At 69.3% G+C, this 20,081-nt stretch carries 17 protein-coding genes; 9 read left to right on the top strand and 8 right to left on the bottom strand.

Features of this window, described 5'->3' with window-relative positions; genetic code table 11:
* Positions 1–812: 812 nt before the first annotated feature.
* Complete coding sequence (gene dnaA, locus AOQ37_RS14230; RefSeq protein ID WP_078890174.1) at positions 813–2,828, bottom strand: chromosomal replication initiator protein DnaA; 2,016 nt, start codon at positions 2,826–2,828, stop codon at positions 813–815.
* 376 nt (positions 2,829–3,204) lie between these two features.
* On the opposite strand from dnaA, the gene rpmH reads away from it, so the two are divergent.
* The 9 genes from rpmH to AOQ37_RS14190 all read left to right on the top strand — a co-directional run bounded on the left by rpmH (position 3,205) and on the right by AOQ37_RS14190 (position 10,110).
* Positions 3,205–3,342, top strand: a complete 138-nt coding sequence (gene rpmH, locus AOQ37_RS14225; protein ID WP_018846094.1) for a 50S ribosomal protein L34 — start codon at positions 3,205–3,207, stop codon at positions 3,340–3,342.
* A 21-nt stretch (positions 3,343–3,363) separates the two neighbouring features.
* Positions 3,364–3,735 (top strand): ribonuclease P protein component, encoded by a 372-nt coding sequence (rnpA, locus tag AOQ37_RS38670; RefSeq protein ID WP_078890173.1) that lies wholly within the window; start codon positions 3,364–3,366, stop codon positions 3,733–3,735.
* Complete coding sequence (gene yidD / locus AOQ37_RS38665; protein ID WP_078890172.1) at positions 3,732–4,091, top strand: membrane protein insertion efficiency factor YidD; 360 nt, start codon at positions 3,732–3,734, stop codon at positions 4,089–4,091. The genes rnpA and yidD overlap by 4 nt, the downstream gene beginning before the upstream one ends.
* 3 nt (positions 4,092–4,094) lie before the next feature.
* Positions 4,095–5,378: a membrane protein insertase YidC gene (gene yidC / locus AOQ37_RS14215; RefSeq protein WP_062644859.1), complete on the top strand. Its 1,284-nt coding sequence runs from the start codon at positions 4,095–4,097 to the stop codon at positions 5,376–5,378.
* 15 nt (positions 5,379–5,393) lie between these two features.
* A complete protein-coding gene (locus AOQ37_RS14210; protein WP_062644858.1) occupies positions 5,394–5,906 on the top strand; it encodes a Jag family protein in 513 nt (170 codons plus the stop codon).
* A gap of 118 nt (positions 5,907–6,024) precedes the next feature.
* Entirely contained in the window at positions 6,025–6,741 is a 717-nt protein-coding gene (gene rsmG, locus AOQ37_RS14205; protein WP_028806977.1) for a 16S rRNA (guanine(527)-N(7))-methyltransferase RsmG, read from the top strand.
* Positions 6,742–6,991: 250 nt separating this feature from the next.
* Positions 6,992–8,065, top strand: a complete 1,074-nt coding sequence (locus AOQ37_RS14200) for an AAA family ATPase (protein ID WP_078890171.1) — start codon at positions 6,992–6,994, stop codon at positions 8,063–8,065.
* Complete coding sequence (locus AOQ37_RS14195) at positions 8,062–9,162, top strand: ParB/RepB/Spo0J family partition protein (protein ID WP_062644856.1); 1,101 nt, start codon at positions 8,062–8,064, stop codon at positions 9,160–9,162. Before AOQ37_RS14200 ends, AOQ37_RS14195 begins: the two co-directional genes overlap by 4 nt.
* Positions 9,163–9,492: 330 nt before the next feature.
* On the top strand, positions 9,493–10,110 hold the full coding sequence (locus tag AOQ37_RS14190) for a GNAT family N-acetyltransferase (protein ID WP_054242119.1): 618 nt from the start codon (positions 9,493–9,495) through the stop codon (positions 10,108–10,110).
* A gap of 92 nt (positions 10,111–10,202) precedes the next feature.
* On the opposite strand, the gene trxA is transcribed toward AOQ37_RS14190, so the two are convergent.
* The 7 genes from trxA to AOQ37_RS14155 all read right to left on the bottom strand — a co-directional run bounded on the left by trxA (position 10,203) and on the right by AOQ37_RS14155 (position 19,982).
* On the bottom strand, positions 10,203–10,535 hold the full coding sequence (trxA, locus tag AOQ37_RS14185; protein WP_062644855.1) for a thioredoxin: 333 nt from the start codon (positions 10,533–10,535) through the stop codon (positions 10,203–10,205).
* Between the two features lie 42 nt (positions 10,536–10,577).
* A complete protein-coding gene (gene trxB, locus AOQ37_RS14180; RefSeq protein ID WP_062644854.1) occupies positions 10,578–11,546 on the bottom strand; it encodes a thioredoxin-disulfide reductase in 969 nt (322 codons plus the stop codon).
* Between the two features lie 178 nt (positions 11,547–11,724).
* Positions 11,725–12,636 carry an RsmA family anti-sigma factor gene (locus AOQ37_RS14175; protein ID WP_062644853.1) on the bottom strand — a complete coding sequence of 304 codons (912 nt, stop codon included), beginning with the start codon at positions 12,634–12,636 and terminating at the stop codon, positions 11,725–11,727.
* The gene (sigM, locus tag AOQ37_RS14170; RefSeq protein WP_062644852.1) at positions 12,633–13,358 is read right to left on the bottom strand and encodes an RNA polymerase sigma factor SigM; all 726 of its coding nucleotides are present in this window, start codon (positions 13,356–13,358) and stop codon (positions 12,633–12,635) included. The genes AOQ37_RS14175 and sigM overlap by 4 nt, the downstream gene beginning before the upstream one ends.
* 28 nt (positions 13,359–13,386) lie before the next feature.
* Entirely contained in the window at positions 13,387–15,102 is a 1,716-nt protein-coding gene (locus AOQ37_RS14165) for a protein kinase family protein (protein WP_062644851.1), read from the bottom strand.
* Between the two features lie 138 nt (positions 15,103–15,240).
* On the bottom strand, positions 15,241–17,514 hold the full coding sequence (gene murJ / locus AOQ37_RS14160) for a murein biosynthesis integral membrane protein MurJ (protein WP_062644850.1): 2,274 nt from the start codon (positions 17,512–17,514) through the stop codon (positions 15,241–15,243).
* A gap of 44 nt (positions 17,515–17,558) precedes the next feature.
* A complete protein-coding gene (locus AOQ37_RS14155; protein WP_062644849.1) occupies positions 17,559–19,982 on the bottom strand; it encodes a DUF6049 family protein in 2,424 nt (807 codons plus the stop codon).
* Between the last annotated feature and the right edge of the window lie 99 nt (positions 19,983–20,081).

Here is a 20,081-nt window from a genome sequence, read left to right as displayed (position 1 = left end):
GGTTGCCGGTGGACAACTTCGTGCACAGCCTGTGGATCATTTTCTTGTCCACAACCTGTGGACAACCTTCGTCCACGAATCCACATCCAGGTGACCTGGTCCGATGGTCCCGCACCGGGAGCGCCTGTGGACACAGTCTGGACAACTTCCAGGTCCCCAGGGTGTGGACGGGAAAAAGTCGCCGAATCTGTGGAGAGTGGCCGTAACCCGGCCGGTAATCGAACAACGGGTGAGCGGTGGACGGCGGTTGGCGGGCCGGCTGGAGGGCGGCTCGGGGGTCGATCGAGGGTTGGTCGGGGGTCGGTCGGGCGCGAATCCGGCTCCTTGGTCGCTCCGGATCGGCGCTGGACGACCCCGGATCCGCCCCCGGGCGGACTTGGATCGGCTCCGGGCAGCCCCGGGTCGGCTCAGGGCGGCTTCGATTCGGCACCGGATCGGCCCCGGTCGACCCGCGATCCGCTCCGGACCGGGCCCGGGCGGCATGGACCGGCGGGGATCGACACGGAATCTTCACGGGAACTGTCGGGCATCGGTGCCTGGGCCGACGCCGGATCGGGGCGGGCCCGGGCCAGGGGCGGGCCAGGCGTGGGCCGGGATCTGCCGCCGGCGGCTCGCGTGTCCGCCCCGTGTGCCGCCCCGGACGTCCGTGCGGCCGTCCCCCTGCGAGCGCTCCGTGCCCCGCGTTCCGCCCTGTCCGGCCCTCGGGGCCGCACCGCGAGGGGCCCGCGTCCGGTCCGGAAAGGCCGAGGGCGCCCCCGGAGAGATCCAGGGGCGCCCTCGGCGTCGTCCGCGTGCCGTGTTCCGCGGTGTCGTCAGCCGTTCTTGATGCGGTTGGTCAGCTCGGTGACCTGGTTGTAGATGGAGCGGCGCTCGGCCATCAGATTGCGGATCTTGCGGTCGGCGTGCATGACCGTCGTGTGGTCACGGCCGCCGAACAGCGCGCCGATCTTCGGCAACGAGAGGTCCGTCAGCTCGCGGCACAGATACATGGCGATCTGCCGGGCCGTCACCAGCGCGCGCCCGCGCGAGGTGCCGCACAGGTCCTCCACCGTCAGCCCGAAGTAGTCGGCGGTGGCGCCCATGATGGCCGTCGAGGTGATCTCGGGAGCGGAGTCCTCGCCACCGGGGATCAGGTCCTTCAGGACGATCTCCGTCAGGCCCAGGTCCACCGGCTGCCGGTTGAGCGACGCGAACGCCGTCACCCGGATCAGCGCGCCCTCCAGCTCGCGGATGTTGCGCGAGATCCGGGACGCGATGAACTCCAGCACCTCCGGCGGGGCGTTCAGCTGCTCCTGCACCGCCTTCTTGCGGAGGATCGCGATCCGCGTCTCCAGCTCGGGCGGCTGGACATCGGTGATCAGGCCCCACTCGAAACGGTTCCGCAGCCGGTCCTCCAGCGTGACCAGCTGCTTCGGCGGCCGGTCGCTGGACAGCACGATCTGCTTGTTGGCGTTGTGGAGCGTGTTGAAGGTGTGGAAGAACTCCTCCTGCGTCGACTCCTTGTCCGCCAGGAACTGGATGTCGTCGACGAGCAGGATGTCCATCTCGCGGTACCGCTTGCGGAAGCTGTCGCCCTTGCCGTCGCGGATGGAGTTGATGAACTCGTTGGTGAATTCCTCGGAGCTCACGTACCGCACGCGCGTGCCCGGGTAGAGGCTTCGCGCGTAGTGCCCGATGGCGTGCAGCAGGTGCGTCTTGCCGAGGCCCGACTCCCCATAGATGAACAGAGGGTTGTAGGCCTTCGCGGGTGCCTCGGCGACGGCGACGGCGGCCGCGTGCGCGAACCGGTTGGAGGCGCCGATGACGAACGTGTCGAAGAGGTACTTCGGGTTGAGACGCGCGGTCGGCTCCCCGGGGCCGGGCGTCGGCGAGGACTGCTTGGCCGACTGCCCGGGCGCGCCGGCGCCGGGCTGACCGGGACCGGCCGGACCGCCGCGGTGCGGATGACCGGGACCGGCCGAGGGGTCGGACAGCTCACGCCGGCCGGCGTCGCGCTGGTCGTAGTCGGACCGCGACGGCTCGTACTCGGAGCGCTTCTGGCCGTACGGCGAGGGGTCGTACGGCGGCCGCTCCATGGACTGGGGGCGGTAGTCCGAGGGAGGGCCGTAGGAGTCCTGCTGCGGCGGGGCGCCGTAGGGGGCCTGGGAGGCGGGCCCGCCGTACGTGTCCTGCGACGAGGGCGACGCGTAGGGGTCGCGCTCCGGGAAGCCGAGCCGCTGCTGCTGCCAGCCGTGCTCGTCCTGCTGCGGCCGCGGCCAGGCGCCGGGCTCGGGGCGCTGGTACTCCGAGGGGTACGTGGGCCGGGCGGTGGGCAACTGGTCCTGGCGCGAGCCGGGCAGCTGGTCGCCGGGGGTCGGGGGCAACTGCTCGGCGCGGTGCCGGCCGTACCCCTCGTACTGGTTCTCGTACGGCTTGTCGTAGCCGGAGTCGTACCGACCGTCCTGGCCCTCGTACCGCTTGTCCTGGCCGTCGTAGGGGCCGGCGGGGGGCTCGGACTCCTCGTAGCGCGACTGCTGCTGCGCGGCGGGGGCCGACGGGGCCTGGGGTTCGCCCGCGGAGTCGTCGACGGTGATCGCGATGCGGATCGGCCGCCCGCACTCGCGGCTCAGCGTCTCGCTGACGATCGGGGCGAGGCGGCCTTCGAGGACGCCCTTCGCGAACTCGTTCGGTACGGCGAGCAGGGCGGTGTCGGCGACCAGCGCCAGCGGCTGGCAGCGCCGGATCCAGTGCTCGTCCTTCACCTCGACACCCTGGCCGCGGCCCTCCCCGAGGAGCTGCTCCAGTACTCGTGGCCACACTGCGGCAAGATCGGCAGGCACGTCAGCCACAGGGCACGCTCTCTCGTGGGTCCCACGAACGTGTGGTTGTGGGACGGTCGGGATTCATATCGGTGGAGGCAGGGACAAAGGAACGAATCGGAGTTCAGCCACGGTAGTCAGGGCGACGGGTGCGGTTCAAGTTGTTGTCCCCAGCCTGTGGATAGTGTCTCCCGTGACCGCCGGTTTGACCGAATGGCGCAGCCGCGCGTACCGTAACCAGGTCGAGTTGTCGATGGCTGCTGCCGCCTGCCTCCGATGGGCACAGATCACGTCAGGTGATCGGGAAGCGGTGCACTCGGGCGTTTAACCGCGAGCTACCTCGTGGGCGCACGGTGACAGCCAGGACGGCACCCCGCCACCACCGATTGATTTCTGGAGCCCCCGAGTGAGCAAGCGCACCTTCCAGCCGAACAACCGTCGTCGTGCCAAGACCCACGGCTTCCGCCTGCGGATGCGCACCCGTGCCGGTCGCGCGATTCTGGCGAACCGCCGCAGCAAGGGTCGCGCCAACCTGTCCGCCTGAGCCTGATCAGGTCATGACGTCGTGCTGCCTACCGAGCATCGGCTGAGGCGGCGCGAGGACTTCGCGACCGCGGTACGACGGGGTCGTCGGGCCGGCCGCCCGACCCTCGTTGTCCATCTTCGAAGCGGTGCCACGGACCCGCACGCGCCTGGGGAGAGCGCTCCCCCGACGCGTGCGGGTTTCGTCGTGAGCAAGGCCGTGGGCGGATCGGTCGTGCGCAACAAGGTGAAGCGCAGACTGCGTCATCTGATGCGCGACCGAGTCACCCTGTTCCCCCCCGGTAGCCTGGTAGTCGTACGGGCGCTGCCCGGGGCGGGCGACGCCGACCACGCACAGCTGGCCCAAGACCTGGATGCCGCCCTTCAACGGCTACTGGGAGGGGGCGCGCGATGAAGTACCCGCTGCTGGCTCTGATCAAGCTCTACCAGTGGACGATCAGTCCGCTGCTCGGGCCGGTGTGCAAGTACTACCCGTCGTGCTCCCATTACGGCTACACGGCCATCGACCGGCACGGCGCGGTCAAGGGAACGGCACTTACCGCCTGGCGGATCCTGCGGTGCAATCCGTGGTCGCTCGGCGGCGTGGACCATGTTCCGCCGCGCAAGCGCCCGCGGTGGCACGAAATGTTGCGTGACGCCTGGCGTGCACGCAGGGGCGGGACCTCCGCCGCCGAAACGGCCACCGAAGAGAACCTTCCTTCTCCTTCGAGCCCGGCCGCAGAGACACCGTCCCATGCCCAAGGAGCATGATTAGTGGACACGATTGCCAGCCTCTTCAGCTTCATCACGACACCTGTCTCCTGGGTCATCGTCCAGTTCCACAAGGTGTACGGGGCCATCTTCGGCCCTGACACCGGGTGGGCCTGGGGCCTGTCCATCGTGTCCCTGGTGATTCTGATCCGTATCTGCCTGATCCCGCTCTTCGTGAAGCAGATCAAGGCGACGCGGGCCATGCAGACGCTCCAGCCCGAGATGAAGAAGATCCAGGAGCGCTACAAGAACGACAAGCAGCGCCAGTCCGAAGAGATGATGAAGCTGTACAAGGAGACGGGTACCAACCCGCTCTCCTCGTGCCTTCCCATCCTGGCGCAGTCCCCGTTCTTCTTCGCCCTGTACCACGTGCTCAACGGCATCGCCAACGGTGACACCATTGGCGTGATCAACGACAGCCTCCTGGAGAGCGCGCAGAAGGCGCACATCTTCGGTGCCCCGTTGGCCGCGAAGTTCACGGACAGCGCCTCGGACCTGGTGTCGTTCGACGCCTCACTGACCAACGTCCGCATCGTCACCGCCATCATGATCATTCTGATGTCGGCGTCGCAGTTCTTCACGCAGCGCCAGCTGATGACGAAGAACGTCGACACCTCGGTGAAGACGCCGTTCATGCAGCAGCAGAAGATGCTGATGTACGTCTTCCCGGTCATGTTCGCCGTCTTCGGCATCAACTTCCCCGTCGGTGTCCTCGTCTACTGGCTGACCACCAACGTGTGGACCATGGGCCAGCAGATGTACGTGATCCGCAACAACCCGACCCCGGGTTCCAAGGCGCAGGCCGCGTACCTGGAGCGCCTGTACAAGCACGTCACGCACCACGGCAAGACCCGCAGCCGCGGCGAGCGGGCCATCGTCAAGGCCATCGTGGCCAAGGGCCGTGACCGTAACGACGCCGAGCGCAAGTTCATCAACGGTCTGACCAAGGTGGGCTTCGCCGCCCAGGCCGACGGCACCGTGATCAAGAGCGAGGCGCAGGCCGCGGGCCAGGCCGAGGACGGCACGCCGACCAGTGCGGCCGCCGCCAGGCGACAGCAGCCCAAGCGGCAGTCGAAGTCGCAGCGTCAGTCCGCGACCCCGGCGAAGGGTGCCGGCGAGACCACCTCGCTGAGCAAGTCCGACGAGCCGGAGGACACCAAGCCCTCCGGAGCCGCCGATACGGCCAAGCCGGCCGCTCCCAAGTCCGGTAGCGGAGGTCGTAGCAAGGCCCAGTCCGGGCAGCGCAAGGGCGGCCCGCAGCGCCCCAAGTCCCCGTCCAAGAAGTAAGAAGGAGCCCATCCCGTGACGGAAGGCACCACCTCCGCCGCCGCCGAGGGTGCAGACACCCTGACCCGCCTGGAGCAGGAGGGCGAGATCGCCGCGGACTACCTCGAGGGTCTGCTGGACATCGCCGATCTCGACGGCGACATCGACATGGACGTCGAGGCCGACCGCGCCTCTGTGTCGATCATCAGCGACGCGGGCACCCGTGACCTGTCGAAGCTGGTCGGCCGGGACGGCGAGGTGTTGGAGGCGCTCCAGGAACTCACGCGCCTGGCCGTGCACCGGGAGACCGGCGACCGCAGCCGACTGATGCTGGACATCGCGGGTTACCGTGCCCAGAAGCGTGCCGAGCTCTCCGAGCTGGGCGCCAAGGCCGCGGCCGACGCGAAGAACAGCGGCGAGCCGGTGAAGCTGAAGCCCATGACGCCCTTCGAGCGCAAGGTCGTCCACGACGCGGTCAAGGTCGCAGGTCTGCGGAGCGAGTCCGAGGGCGAGGAGCCGCAGCGCTTCGTCGTCGTCCTGCCCAACTGATTCGGTACGTACATATCCCCGGCCCCGTCTGTTGCGCAGACGGGGCCGATCTTTGTCAGCCCGGTAGTTCTGGTGGTCGGCGCCCCAAGCGCTGATGCGGTACGGAAGGACGGTCCCCGTGACGGAGGCAGCGGAACTCCCCCCTGCGCCTGAGGTGGCACGAGAGGTATTCGGCGATCGCTTCGGTGATGCGGTCCGTTACGCCGAGCTCCTCGCCGAGGCGGGCGTGCAGCGCGGGCTCATCGGCCCACGCGAGGTGCCCCGCCTCTGGGAGAGGCACATGTTGAACTGCGCGGTGCTCTCCGAGGTCGTGCCCGAGGGGGTGACCGTCTGCGACGTCGGGTCGGGGGCCGGTCTGCCCGGCATTCCCCTGGCGCTCGTGCGGGAGGACCTGAAGATCACCCTGCTGGAGCCGCTCCTGCGCCGGACCAACTTCCTCACCGAGGTCGTCGAGCTCCTCGGCCTGGATCATGTGACGGTCGCTCGTGGGCGGGCCGAGGAGGTCATGGGCACGATGCCGCCGGTGCATGTGGTGACGGCCCGTGCGGTGGCACCGCTGGACCGGCTGGCCACATGGGGCATCCCGCTGCTGCGTCCCTACGGCGAAATGCTCGCCCTCAAGGGCGACACCGCCGAGGAGGAGCTGAAGAGCGCGTCCACGGCTCTGAGCAAGCTCGGGGCCGTGGGCACCTCGATCCTCCATGTCGGGGAGGGCGTGGTGGATCCGCTGTCCACGGTGGTACGGGTGGAGGTCGGGGAGAGCCCCGGCGGTGTGAGGTTCGCCGCCAAACGGGCCAAGGCGGCACGCACCAGCCGAACGCGCCGTCGCCGCTGAGGCGTACTCCACACAAGCTGCCAAACCCGTGCATCACGGAGTGTCGCGGGGGATCCGGCCGTCGGCGCTGTGCATCGTGTTTCACGTGAAACGTCGCTCTCTGCTCCACGGCATCATCAGCCGCGGCCGCGCCGCAGCCGAACCCCGCGACCGAAAGCCTCTCGGCTCACTCGATGGGAGGCGGGAGTTGTCCACAGAGGTGGATTTCTCCACAGAACAACAGGCCTCACTGGTTCGTGACCCCGAAGGCATGGGAGGCTCTGTTCATTGCGAGCCTGAAGTCGAGGAGAGTGAATCCTTGCGGTCCGACGCCAACATCGCGGGACCGATGACCGATCCGGTCCCCGGTCCCCGTACCGAGTCCTTTGGGGAGGATGTTTCACGTGAAACACCGCCCCCGATGGACGACACCCCGATCGGTCGTGCTGCCCAACTCGCGGTGGAGGCTCTGGGCCGCGCCGGCGAGGGCCTGCCGCGCCCTGAGCAGACCCGTGTGATCGTCGTCGCCAACCAGAAGGGCGGGGTGGGCAAGACAACGACGACCGTCAACCTTGCCGCTTCCCTGGCTCTGCACGGTGGCCGGGTCCTGGTGGTCGACCTCGACCCTCAGGGCAACGCGTCCACGGCCCTGGGGATCGATCACCACGCCGAGGTGCCGTCCATCTATGACGTGTTGGTCGACAGTCGCCCGCTCGCGGAAGTCGTTCAGCCTGTCCCCGATGTAGAAGGCCTCTTCTGCGCTCCCGCCACGATCGATCTCGCCGGCGCGGAGATCGAGTTGGTCTCCTTGGTGGCACGTGAGAGCCGCCTCCAGCGCGCGATCCAGGCGTACGAGCAGCCGCTGGACTACATCCTCATCGACTGCCCGCCGTCACTCGGCCTGCTGACCGTCAACGCGATGGTGGCCGGTGCCGAGGTACTCATCCCGATCCAGTGCGAGTACTACGCGCTGGAGGGTCTGGGGCAGTTGCTGCGCAACGTCGACCTGGTACGGGGGCACCTCAACCCCGCCCTGCATGTGTCGACCATTCTGCTCACCATGTACGACGGCCGGACGCGCCTCGCGTCGCAGGTCGCGGAAGAGGTGCGCACCCACTTCGTCGAGGAGGTGCTGCGGACGAGCATTCCCCGCTCGGTCCGCATCTCCGAGGCGCCGAGCTACGGACAGACGGTGCTGACCTACGATCCGGGATCGAGCGGTGCTCTCTCCTATCTTGAGGCAGCACGAGAGCTGGCGCTGAGGGGTGTCGGGGTCAGCTACGACGCGACACACGCCCATATCGGCGCCCAGAACAACCCGAACATGGTGGAGGGCATTCAGTGAGTGAGCGACGGAGGGGGCTGGGCCGCGGACTTGGCGCACTGATCCCGGCGGCCCCGACGGAGAAGACGCCGGCGCAGGCCGCGGTGGGGGGCGGAGCGGCCATGGCCCCGACAGCCGTGCCGGTTCTGACGACCGACCGCGGAGTGGCTGCGGCGAAGGTGGCCGGACTGCTGCCTGTTTCACGTGAAACAGAGGAGCAGTCAGCGAACGGCTCTGCGGAGATGCCCGCGCCTCCCATCGGCGCACACTTCGCTGAGATTCCCCTCGACCACATCGCGCCGAACCCGCGTCAGCCCCGGGAGGTCTTCGACGAGGACGCGCTGCACGAGCTCATCACCTCCATCAAGGAGGTCGGTCTGCTCCAGCCGGTCGTCGTACGCCAGCTGGGCCCCGCGCGCTATGAGCTGATCATGGGTGAGCGGCGCTTCCGTGCCTGCCGTGAGGCCGGCCTGGAGGCGATCCCGGCGATCGTGCGGGCCACGGATGACGAGAAGCTTCTCCTGGACGCGCTTCTGGAGAACCTCCACCGGGCGCAGCTGAACCCGCTGGAAGAGGCAGCCGCCTACGACCAGTTGCTCAAGGACTTCAACTGCACGCACGACCAGCTGGCGGACCGGATCGGCCGATCCCGTCCGCAGGTGTCCAACACTCTGCGTCTGCTGAAGCTCTCGTCTGCGGTCCAGCGCCGGGTCGCGGCCGGAGTGCTCTCCGCCGGTCACGCTCGCGCGCTTCTCTCGGTCGACGACTCGGAGGAGCAGGACCGGCTGGCCCATCGCATCGTGGCCGAGGGACTCTCGGTGCGGGCCGTCGAGGAGATCGTGACCCTCATGGGCTCGCGTCCCCAGGCCGCTCAGCGTGCCAAGGGGCCGAGGGCCGGCGGTCGGGTCTCTCCGGCGCTGACCGACCTCGCGACCCGCCTCTCGGACCGCTTCGAGACCCGGGTGAAGGTCGACCTGGGGCAGAAGAAGGGCAAGATCACCGTCGAGTTCGCCTCGATGGAGGACCTGGAGCGCATCCTCGATTCGCTCGCGCCCGGTGAGGGACCTGTCCTTCAGAAGGGTCTCGTGGAGGGCGACGCCGAGGAGTCGGAGGACTGAGCCGCGTGCTCGAGCCGAGGCGGTGTCGGGCCGTGGGACCTGTGAGCGGGCCGTGTCCGGTGTGTACCGGAACACGGCTCGCTCTTTGCTTTCAGGCGGTATCGATGGAATCGCATCGTGGATACGATGCGAAGGGGTTGTGGCGCATCTACCTGGCAGTACCTCGGAGCGGGAGGCGGGGGCCATGCGAACGATGAGCCGGACCGGACTGGTGAGCGCCGGGCTGGGACTGGGGGCGGTCGGCGGCTTTGTCGGCAGCCTGCTCAGGGAACGGAGCGCTCTGACAGCCGCTCGCGACGCCGCGAGCGAAGGAAGCGAGGAACAGCCTTCATGGGGCGTCGGCTCGTACCGCTCACGCTGGACAACCTTCAAGACCTTCCCAAACGCTGTCGGGCGTGTGTCTTCTGGGAGCTGGACCCCGTCAGCAGTGCGGCCGCGGTAAGGGCGGGTACACCCGCTCTGGAGAAGGAGTCCTGGATCTCGGCTGTCCTGCTGGACTGGGGGTCGTGCGGCCGGGTCGTCTATGTGGACGACGTTCCCGTGGGGTTCGTGCTCTACGCGCCGCCCGCTTACGTTCCCCGCTCCACGGCGTTCCCCACGAGCCCTGTGTCGCCGGATGCCGTGCAGCTGATGACCGCTTTCATCATGCCGGGTTACCAGGGACAGGGACTGGGCCGTGTGATGGTCCAGACGGTCGCCAAGGATCTGCTGCGACGGGGCTTCAAAGCGATCGAGGCCTTCGGAGACGCGCGCTGGAAGGAGCCGGCCTGTGTGCTTCCGGCCGATCATCTGCTGGCTGTGGGCTTCAAGACGGTCCGTCCTCACCCCGCCCATCCCCGGATGAGGTTGGAGCTGCGGACCACGCTGTCCTGGAAGGAAGATGTGGAGATGGCGCTCGACCGGCTGCTGGGGGCCGTCCAGAAGGAGCCGGCGCTGCGGCCGCTCTGAAGATTCCGGTAACGCAAATGGGCCAGCCCGCGAGGGCTGGCCCATTCGTGTTTCACGTGAAACATCTGCCGTCGGCGAGACGGCTCAGCGTGTCACTCGGAGATGAAGGTCTCCAGGTCGCGCACCAGCGCGGCCTTCGGCTTGGCGCCGACGATGGTCTTGGCGACCTCGCCACCCTGGTAGACGTTCAGCGTCGGGATCGACATGACGCCGTACTTGGCGGCCGTACCCGGGTTCTCGTCGATGTTGAGCTTGACGACCTCGATCTTGTCGCCGTGCTCGGCGGCGATGGCCTCGAGCGAGGGGGCGATCTGGCGGCACGGACCGCACCAGGCGGCCCAGAAGTCCACCAGGACGGGCTTGTCGCTCTTGAGGACGACCTCTTCGAAGTCGGCGTCGGTCACGTTCTTCAGGGTGCCGGCCACAGGGGGCTCCTTAATTCTGTGTGCGGTGGGGCGGGGAGAGGGTCAGACGGCGGTCTTCTCGGGCTCGGCCTGCTCCTCGTCCGCGAGGGCGGCGAGGTAGCGCTCGGCGTCGAGAGCGGAGGAGCAGCCGGTGCCGGCCGCGGTGATCGCCTGGCGGTAGGTGTGGTCCACCACGTCACCGGCGGCGAAGACGCCGGTCAGGTTCGTCCGGGTGGAGGGCGCGGCGACCTTCAGGTAGCCCTCCTCGTCCAGGTCGAGCTGACCCTTGAAGAGCTCGGTACGCGGGTCGTGGCCGATCGCGATGAAGAGGCCGGTGACCGCGAGGTCCGAGAGCTCGCCCGTCTTGAGGTTGCGCAGCTTCAGCCCGGCCAGCTTCGGGTCGCCCTGGATCTCGGCGACCTCGCTGTCCCACACGAACTTGATCTTCGGGTCGGCGAAGGCGCGCTCCTGCATCGCCTTGGAGGCGCGCAGGGTGTCCCGGCGGTGGACGATCGTCACGGACTTGGCGAAGCGGGAGAGGAACGTGGCCTCCTCCATCGCGGTGTCGCCGCCGCCGATCACGGCGATGTCCTGGTCCTTGAAGAAGAAGCCGTCACAGGTGGCGCACCAGGAGACACCGCGGCCGGAGAGGGCGTCCTCGTTCGGCAGACCGAGCTTGCGGTGCTGGGAGCCGGTGGTCACGATGACGGCCTTGGCACGGTGGATCGTGCCCGCGGTGTCCGTGACGGTCTTGATCTCACCCGTGAGGTCGACGGAGACGATGTCGTCGGGGATCAGCTCGGCACCGAAACGCTCGGCCTGGGCACGCATGTTGTCCATGAGCTCCGGCCCCATGATGCCGTCCTGGAAGCCGGGGAAGTTCTCCACCTCGGTGGTGTTCATCAGAGCGCCGCCCGCGGTGACGGCTCCTTCGAACACGAGCGGCTTCAGCGACGCGCGCGCGGTGTACAGCGCCGCGGTGTAGCCGGCGGGCCCGGAGCCGATGATGATCACGTTACGGACGTCGCTCACGGCTTGTTTCCTCGTCTCTGGACTGCATCGGTTGAGCGGTGGGAGCTACTTGGACTCTCACCCCACCCAACGGATCCTAAGGGGCGTGCATTCCCGGTGTGTCCGGGCACACGGAGGGATCGCACCGTAGGGGGTTCCAGGGGGACATGGCGCAGAGGTGAGACGGGAACAGGGGGCGTCAGCGACGCGTGTAGGAGTTCGTCAGCAGAACCTTCGCCGGCCCCGACTCCGGATGAGCCACACAGGTCTTGTCCATGATGTAGGCGTCGACCCGCGTGCTGTCGGATGGGTCGGGCAGCACGACGAGCAGGGCGCCCGTGCCTTCGTAGGTGCCTTCCTCGACGGCGAGTGCCGCGTCGCTGCGACCGATGCCCTGCTCCACACACGAGGGCACCACGGGCTGCCGGAAGAGCTGGGGTGGTCCGTCACTGGGCGACGCGGGGTCGGAGTTCCCTTGGATGCCCACGCTGTGCGAGCCGCGGGTCTCGGCGGCCTTGGAGAGGAGATCGGTGACCCGCCCCTCCAGCCCGCTCGCGGAGAAGGTGTCCGGCCCGGTCGACTGATGAGCCGAGGTGCCCGGTCCGTCGCCGTCCGTCAGCGACGTCACCAGGAGGGAGCCGAGGCCCAGCGCCGCGGTGGCGACGACGGCCCCGAGGACAGCGACCCTGCGGCGGCCGCCCCGCTTGCGGTCCTTGCGGCCCGGGCCGGTGCTGACGTCGGCCCGCCCGGCGGGCCGATCCGCCGCCGTTGCTGTTTCACGTGAAACATGAGGTGCGTCGGCGTCGCTCGCGACCACGTTCACCGTCGGTGAGGTGTCCGCGTCCTCCGGCGCCGTGGCGTCCAGCAGTGCCTCGGCGGCGAGCGCGGCATCGATGCGGTGAGCTACGTCGTCCGGCATGCGCGGCGGGCCGGGGAGAGTGCCCAGCAGGCCACGGATCTCCTCCAGCGAGGCGTGGACGTCCGCGCAGAGTTCACAGGCGTCCAGGTGCCGACGCAGGTCGGCGCTCCGGGAGGGAGCGAGCAGGCCCTCGGTGAGGTCGGCGATCTCCGCGACGTCCGGGTGCCCGGTCGTGTCCGTCGTCGGGGTCACGCTCGCCCACCTCCGCCCTTCACAGCAGCTGAATCGTCTGTCCCGGCATTGCCCGGCTCCTCGTTCCGAGGATCCGCTGTCGGTGGGACGGATGTCCCCTGCGCCCGGTTCCGTCCTGTGCCGTTTTCTCTGCCGGCGGCGGTGGAGTCCGGCCGCAGATGAGAGAGAAGCGGCAGGAGTCTGGCTCTGCCCCGGGCGCAGCGGCTCTTCACGGTCCCGGTCGGCACATCGAGTACACGGGCGGCCTCGGCGACCGGGTAGCCCTGCATGTCCACGAGGACGAGGGCGGCTCGCTGGTCGGGAGGGAGGGTGCCGAGCGCTTCGAGGAGCTGGCGGTGCAGGTCGTTGCGTTCGGCGGGGGCCGACGCCGACTCGTGCGGCTCGAGCAGTTGCTCCAGTCGCTCGGTGTCGTCGACGGGTGAGGTCTTGCGTGAGGCCGCTTTGCGGGCGCGGTCCAGACAGGCGTTCACCGTGATGCGGTGCAGCCAGGTCGTGACGGCGGACTGGCCTCGGAAGGTGTGCGCGGCCCGGTAGGCGGACACGAGGGCGTCCTGGACGGCGTCAGCGGCTTCCTCGCGGTCGCCCAGCGTGCGCAGGGCCACCGCCCAGAGCCGGTCGCGGTGACGCCGCACGAGTTCGCCGAAGGCGTCGGGGTCGCCCTCTACGTGGCGGGTGAGGAGGTCCTGGTCGCTCGCTCCGTCATATCCGGCGCCTTCCGCCATCGGACCCCCTCTCCCCTCCGGTGAGACCTCAGCCGGTGAACTTCACGTCGGTGATGGCCTGCTTGTAGCCGGGGTCGCTGTACTGGTCGCGCGGCGCGTAGGGCGCGGCGGTGATCCATACGAGAACGTACCGCGTCTTCACCGGTGTCTTGACGGAGATCTTCAGTTCCTGCCCGGACGTCTGGGCGGTGGCGATCTTCGTCATGGACGTGAGGCTGGCCGACGACGACAGCGAATCGGCCGCGTACAGGCTCGCGGCGGTGTAGTCGCCGCCGTAGCGAAGCCCTATCGAGGCTGCCGTGACGCTCTGCTCGGAGCCGAGGTCGTAGACGATCCCCACGCCCTTCTTGAACGGCGCGAGTACCGGCCCACCCTCGAAGGAGTACGACCGCCAGTACGTGGAGCTGTTGTTGTCGTACGTCAGCTTCACGTCGTCGGGGTGCTGGGCCTTGCCGTCCGGGTAGTACTCGGCGGCATCGTGGATCTTGAGCGTGGTGACCGGCTTGGGCGCGGTGCTGTTCTTGTCGCCCTCGTCCGTCGTCTGGGTCTGGTTCGGATCATCCGCCTGGCTCTGGTCCATCAGGGCGTCGGCCAGCTGCCAGCTGCCCAGGCCGAGGGCGGCGATGAGGAGGGCGGAGACCGCCCACTTCAGTGCCTTGCCGGTGCGGCTCTGGAGCGGAGGCGGCGCCGTGGGCACCTGCTGGGTGGCACCCGAGTGCGGCGCGGGACGGCCGTAGGTGCCCTGCTGGTACGTCGTGCGCTGGTACTCGGGCGGGGCGGTGAAGGCGGGCTCCGGCGGACGGATGCGGGGCATCTCGCCGATCGCCTTCACCAGCTCCTCCGGCGTCGTGCAGGCGGACTCGTGCCGGGAGGCGGTCGCACCGTCGTTGACGAGGGCGCGCATCGACAGCTCCGACAGACCCCGGTGAACGCCGGCGCGCACCTGGTCGGGGGCGATCAGACCGATGTCCTTGGGCAGCCCCGCGAGGCCGTAGGCGTCGTTCTCGTACGGCCAGCGCTGGGTGAGCGCCGCGTACAGCAGGGCGCCGATGGCCTCGGTGTCGGTGCGCTGAGGAGTGTCCGAGGTGACGCCGCGCAAGGCGGCGTTCACCGCGAGACCGCGGATGCGCCACTGGCCGGAGGAGGTGCGCAGAACAGCGTTGGGGTTCAGACGCAGATGCGCCAGGCCTTCGCGGTGGGCGGCGGCCATGGCGGAGGCGATCTGACTCACCATCTGGTAGGCGTCGTGCGGCTCCAGCGGGCCGGCCGCGAGCAACGCGGTCAGCTCGATGGCGTCGGGCAGCCACTCATGGACCACGTAGACGAGGTCGTTCTCGTCGACGGCGTCCAGCACTTGGACGAAGCGGGGATCTCCGAGCAGCGCGGAGGAGCGGGCCGCGGCCAGCACGGAGCGGGCCCTGGTGTGGTCCGCGGGCAGGATGTGGACGCCGACGGCACGACGGAGTTTCTCGTCGACCGCACGCCAACTGCTGAAACCGTCCAGACGGGTGACGCACTCTTCGAGGCGATAGCGTCTGGCGAGCTTGTGACCGCTGTGCAGTTCCGGCGGTGAGGCCTTTCCGGGACGCTCCGCCCCGCCGCTCCCCTGTGCCTCGTCGCTGTCCGTGTCCTGCTCCCGGTTCTTGGCCACCCCGTCGGCCGTGGACTGGTCCGCTTGTGCGGTCAGCGGCTTGTCACCGCTGTTGTCTGCCACGTCGACGGCAGCTGTGCTCCGTTCTGCCACCGTCGTTCCTGCCTCCCCATTCAGTGCGCGCCGTCCGACCTCGTGCGCGCCGTCCGACGCCGAACCCAATTGTGCCCACAGTCCGCCGCTATGCACGACACGCGGCGGCGGACGATGGTTGTGCGCCTACCCCCGGTCTCAGCGACCCAGGCGTCCCCGGACCATGCCGACCAGAGAATTGAGCTCCTCGATGCGCATCCGGCGGGCCGCGACGAAGAAGACACCGAGCAGCAGGGCCCCGCCGGCCAGCAGCGCGGCGAACGAACCCAGGACGCCCTGGCCCAGGCTGTGGCCGATGCCGTAGCAGGCCGCGCCGCTGATCAGGGCGGCCGGAACCGAGGCGATGCACAGCCGGGCGTAGGTCCGCAGGACATGGGAGCCGTCGAGGTCGCCACCGAGCCGCTTGCGCAGTCTGTTCCAGGCGACGCCGACGCCGATCGCGTACGCCAGGCCGTAGGAGGCCGCCATCCCGACCACGGCCCAGCGGGCGGGGAGGAGGAAGTAACAGAGTGCCGAGGCGCTCGCGTTGACCGCGGCCACGATCACCGTGTTGTAGAAGGGGGTCCGGGTGTCCTCGTAGGCGTAGAAGGCGCGCAGGACGACGTACTGCACGGAGTAGGGGATCAGGCCGAGGCCGAAGGCCATCAGCATGAAGCCCATGTTCGTGGCCTCGCTGGTGCCGGAGGAACCGAAGATCAGCGTGCACATCGGGATGCCGAGCGCGAGGAAGCCGAAGGCGATCGGGACGATCGCGACGGCCGTGGTGCGCAGGCCCTGGGAGATGTCGTCGCGGACCGCGCCGGCGTCGCCTTCGGCCGCGGAGCGGGAGATGCGGGGCAGCAGCGCGGCCATCAGGGAGACGGTGATGATGGCCTGGGGCAGGCCCCAGATCAGCTGGGCGTTGGCGTAGGCGGCGAAGCCGGTGCCGTCGACCGGTGAGTCCTTGCCCGCCGACGTGGACAGCTGGGTGACGACGAGCGCGCCGGCCTGGTTGGCCAGGACGAACAGCACGGTCCACTTGGCGAGGGTCGCCGCCTTGCCGAGGCCGTGGCCCTTCCAGTCGAAGCGCAGCCGCAGGCGGAACCCGGTCTCGCGCAGGTACGGGATCATGGCGAGGGCCTGTACGACGAGGCCGAGCAGGATCCCGATGCCGAGGAGCCGCTCACCCTCCGGCGGGATGGTCGTGACCTTCATGCCGGAGTCGGCGGAGGTGCCGTAGACCCAGATGAACATGCCCAGGGTCACGATGATGACGATGTTGTTCAGGACCGGCGTCCACATCATCGCGCCGAACTTGCCGCGCGCGTTGAGGATCTGTCCCATCACCACGTGGACGCCCATGAAGAAGATCGAGGGCAGGAAGTAGCGGACGAACGTGACGCCGACCTCGTTGGCCGCCGGGTTGCTGGCGACCGAGTCCGACAGGAGGCGGATCAGGACGGGCGCCGCCGCGATCGCGGCGACCGTGAGCAGGCCGAGCGCCACCATGACCAGCGTGAGCAGCCGGTTGGCGTACGCCTCGCCGCCGTCCTCGTCCTCCTTCATGGCGCGCACGAGCTGCGGTACGAAGACCGAGTTGAGGCCGCCGCCGACGGTCAGGATGTAGATCATCGTGGGCAGCTGGTAGGCGACCTGGAAGGTGTCGCCGAGCAGACCGACACCGAGCGCCGAGACGATCAGCGCGGAGCGTACGAAGCCGGTGAGGCGGGAGACCATCGTGCCCGCCGCCATGACGGCGCTGGACTTCAGCAGTCCACCGGCGCGTCCGCCCTTCTTCGCCGCAGGGGCGGCCGCCGCGGGGGGCGCGGCGGGCGTGGCGGTGAGGTTCATGGTCTGGTCGGCGGCGGCGTCCGCCGCCACCGGCGCCTGGTACGGCGGTACCGCCCCCTGACCGCCCGGAGCGGACGCCGGGCCGGGCACCGACGGGGCCTCCGCGGAGCGGGCGCCGCCCTGCTGCTGGTCCCGGAAGAGGTGGGCGAATGCGTCGGGCTGGTGCTGCTCCTCGCCGGAGTGCGTCACCAGGTCGTCCACACCCACGAACTGCGTCGTACGGGGGTCGTCGCCGTAGGGCAGGTACTGCGTGGGGCCCTCCGGCTCGGGCGCCGGGGTCTGGGCCCACACCCGCGGGTCTGGGGCGTACGGGGACTGCGGGGGCCGCCCGTAGAGGGGCTGCTGCGGCTGGTGCATGCCCGGCGGCGGCGGGGGGTGCGCGGCACGGTCGTAGAGCGCCTCGGCGACCGGGTCCTGCGCGGTGAGGTCCTGGGCCCGGTAGGGGTCCTGGTCGTAGGCGTCCTGGAGGTACATGTCCGCGGGGTGCTGCGGCGGCACCTGGCCATGCTCGGGCGGCGGGCCCTCGGGGTGGCCCGAGCCGCCCGCGGCCTGGCCGCGGTCACCGTCGTACGGCGCGTTCATGGTTACCCCACCTCATCGTCCCGGGCCCACCGGCCACGACATCCTCAACGGTCCACTCTCTCACCCGTGCCGGACGGGTCAGCGTTTTCCACCGCGGTGTCCGGTGTCCCGTCACTCGGCTGCTCCGGGTCGGCTGCCACTGCTCGGCCGCCGGACTCCTTCTCGACACGGTTCCGGTCCGCGGCGTTCTCCGGGCCGTCGGCGGGCTCGCCCGTCTCGTCGGCACCGGCCTGGCCGGCCTCGCCGTCTTCTTCGGTCTCGTCGCTCTCTTCGGCTTCCCGCGCCGCGGCACGCTTGCGCTGGGTGTACATGCGGAAGCCTGCCAGCACGAGCAGCAGGACGCCGCCGCCGATGACCAGCATCACCGTGGCCGTGATCTCGGTGACCCGTACGTCGAAGGCGACCTCTTCGCCGTACTTCTGGCCGTCCTCGGTGTACAGCTGGGCGACCACCGTCGTCTGGCCGTTGACCTTGGCGGACGTGGTGAACTTCACCGTCGTGGTGTGTCCGCCGGAGACCGTCACCATCTGCTCGGCGTAGGCCTCGTCGGAGATCTCCAGACGGGTCGGGTTCTTCGAGGTGAGACGCAGGATCAGGTGGTCGACGCCCTGCACCAGGTTGTTCTGCACGGTCACCGGGATCGTGGCGCTTCGCCCGGAGAGCTTGGTCTCCGACTTGTCGATCAGCTTGACCTGGCCGGTCAGGGTGTCCAGGTAGCCCTGCACACCCTGACGGAACGAGCTCGCGGCGGTGCTCCGGCCCCGCCAGGACGTCGACATCTCACGGTTCATGGCCCGCCCGAAGGGGGTCACCACCCGGGCCTCGTTCGCGAGGATCACCTTGAAGTTGTCGAGCTTGTCCTGCGTGTACGCGATCTGCTCGAAGGCCGACCGGGGCAGCTCCTGCTTGCGCAGCGAGGAGGGGTACGACGACTTCGACGGCACCTTCGTGGTGGCGCCCGGGTCGGGCTTGGCCTTGGCGGCCGCCTCGAGCGGCTGGGACTGCGACCAGGTACCGCCCTGGAGCATGCTGACGGCCGTCGCCAGCGACCGGGCCTGACTCGCGGTCGGCATGCGCTGCGGGGCGACGACGACGCTGCGCTGCTTGCTCGTCTGGAGGTTCAGGGCCAGGCTCTGCGCGAGGAACTCCTGCACCGCGAGCGTGGACGTGGAGGCGTTCGTCAGGTCGCCCTCGAACGCCGTCGACAGCCGGGCGTCCGCGACCACCGCCGTGGTACCACCGCCGATGGGCCGGGCCGCGGAGGGGGTGTAGGTGAGATCGCCGTTCTCCGTCAGGCTGTCGCTGCGCGCGATCACCTTGTCGGCTCCCGCCGAGGTGGCGACCTTCACGATCGACGGGTCGACGGCGCCGTCCACCGGCCAGGCGAAGTCGGTGTCCGGGGTCACATGGAGCACGGTCTCCACGGTGGTGGCGGCGACGTCGGTGGCCGCCTTGAGCTGGCTCAGCGAGCCGGCGACGCCGGTGCCGTTGTGGGCGAGCGAGGCCAGGTCGGGGTCGGCGAACGGCAGTGCCACGACCTCCTTGCCGAGCACCGCGTCCTGGAGTTCGTCGAGCCACTGCTTGGCGACCGCCTGGTGGGTGCCGGCGGTGGTGGTGTCTCCCTCGCCGCGGACCCGGTAGCTGCCGGTCATGGCGTCGACGGACGCGAGCAGGTCCGGGTCGATCACCCAGGTGACGTCCAGTTCCCTGCCCAGGCTCAGGAGCTGCTCCAGGCGGCCGCCGGGCGACAGGTCCTTGGCCAGGTCGTCGTTGAGGAAGACCGGCGTCTGCTGCGCGTTCGAACCGGTCTCCGCCGACATGTGGACGGTGGAGACCAGCGGCCACAGCACCGTCGTCCGGGTCGGGGTATCCGCCTCCTCGGGCTGCCACGGCAGGAAGGTCCGCTGGACGCCCAGCACCCGCTCCCACGGCTGCGCGGCCGTCTCGCCCGCGAGGGAGACACCGAGCGGATAGACGCCGTCGTCGTCCAGGTCGAGCTTGTTCACCGGGACGGAGATGCTGAAGTGCTCGGCGACGCCCGGTGTGAGCTTGGCGAACTCGGCGACGTACTTGCCGCCCACCTCGGAGCCGTCCTCGTCGGAGAGGACATCCGCGCGCTTGGCGGCGCTGTCGATCGCCGAGCGGGTGGTGAGGGCGGATCCCACCCGCAGACCCACATGGGCGTCGGTGACCGCCTGCTTGCCGTTGTTGGTGACCGTGCCGGAGACGGTCAGGGTGTCACCGTCGGTGGGAGCGGTGGGGCTGAGCGAGTCGACGGTGACGGCCACCGTGCCGGTGTCGGCGGCCTCCTTGGCGGAGGTCGGGCCGGCTGCCTGCGCGGGGGTGGCGGCGGGCAGCTGGAGCAGACCGGCCAGCAGGGGCGCCCCGGCGAGCAGTGCGCCGGTGCGCCGCAGCCACCGGCGGGCAGGTGAGGGAGTCATCCCCGGAAAGTCTGCCGCCTCGGCCACGCGTTCGCCGTCCCTCGTCGTCGTCAGTGGTCGTCGGAATGTGCGTCCACGCATGGTAACGATGCGCGCTGAGGGGAAGTGCCGCGGACTGCTCCACAA

Source organism: Streptomyces maremycinicus, from assembly GCF_001184025.1.
Taxonomy (GTDB): domain Bacteria; phylum Actinomycetota; class Actinomycetes; order Streptomycetales; family Streptomycetaceae; genus Streptomyces; species Streptomyces maremycinicus.
This window is presented reverse-complemented; position numbering and strand designations above follow the sequence as displayed.

What these genes read in the sequence shown, in the direction of transcription:
- sigM (WP_062644852.1), bottom strand. Translation starts at nt 13,358, where the DNA reads ATGGCGGAAGGCGCCGGATATGACGGAGCGAGCGACCAGGACCTCCTC.
- murJ (WP_062644850.1), bottom strand. Translation starts at nt 17,514, where the DNA reads ATGAACGCGCCGTACGACGGTGACCGCGGCCAGGCCGCGGGCGGCTCG.
- AOQ37_RS14190 (WP_054242119.1), top strand. Translation starts at nt 9,493, where the DNA reads ATGGGGCGTCGGCTCGTACCGCTCACGCTGGACAACCTTCAAGACCTT.
- yidD (WP_078890172.1), top strand. Translation starts at nt 3,732, where the DNA reads ATGAAGTACCCGCTGCTGGCTCTGATCAAGCTCTACCAGTGGACGATC.
- AOQ37_RS14200 (WP_078890171.1), top strand. Translation starts at nt 6,992, where the DNA reads ATGGGAGGCTCTGTTCATTGCGAGCCTGAAGTCGAGGAGAGTGAATCC.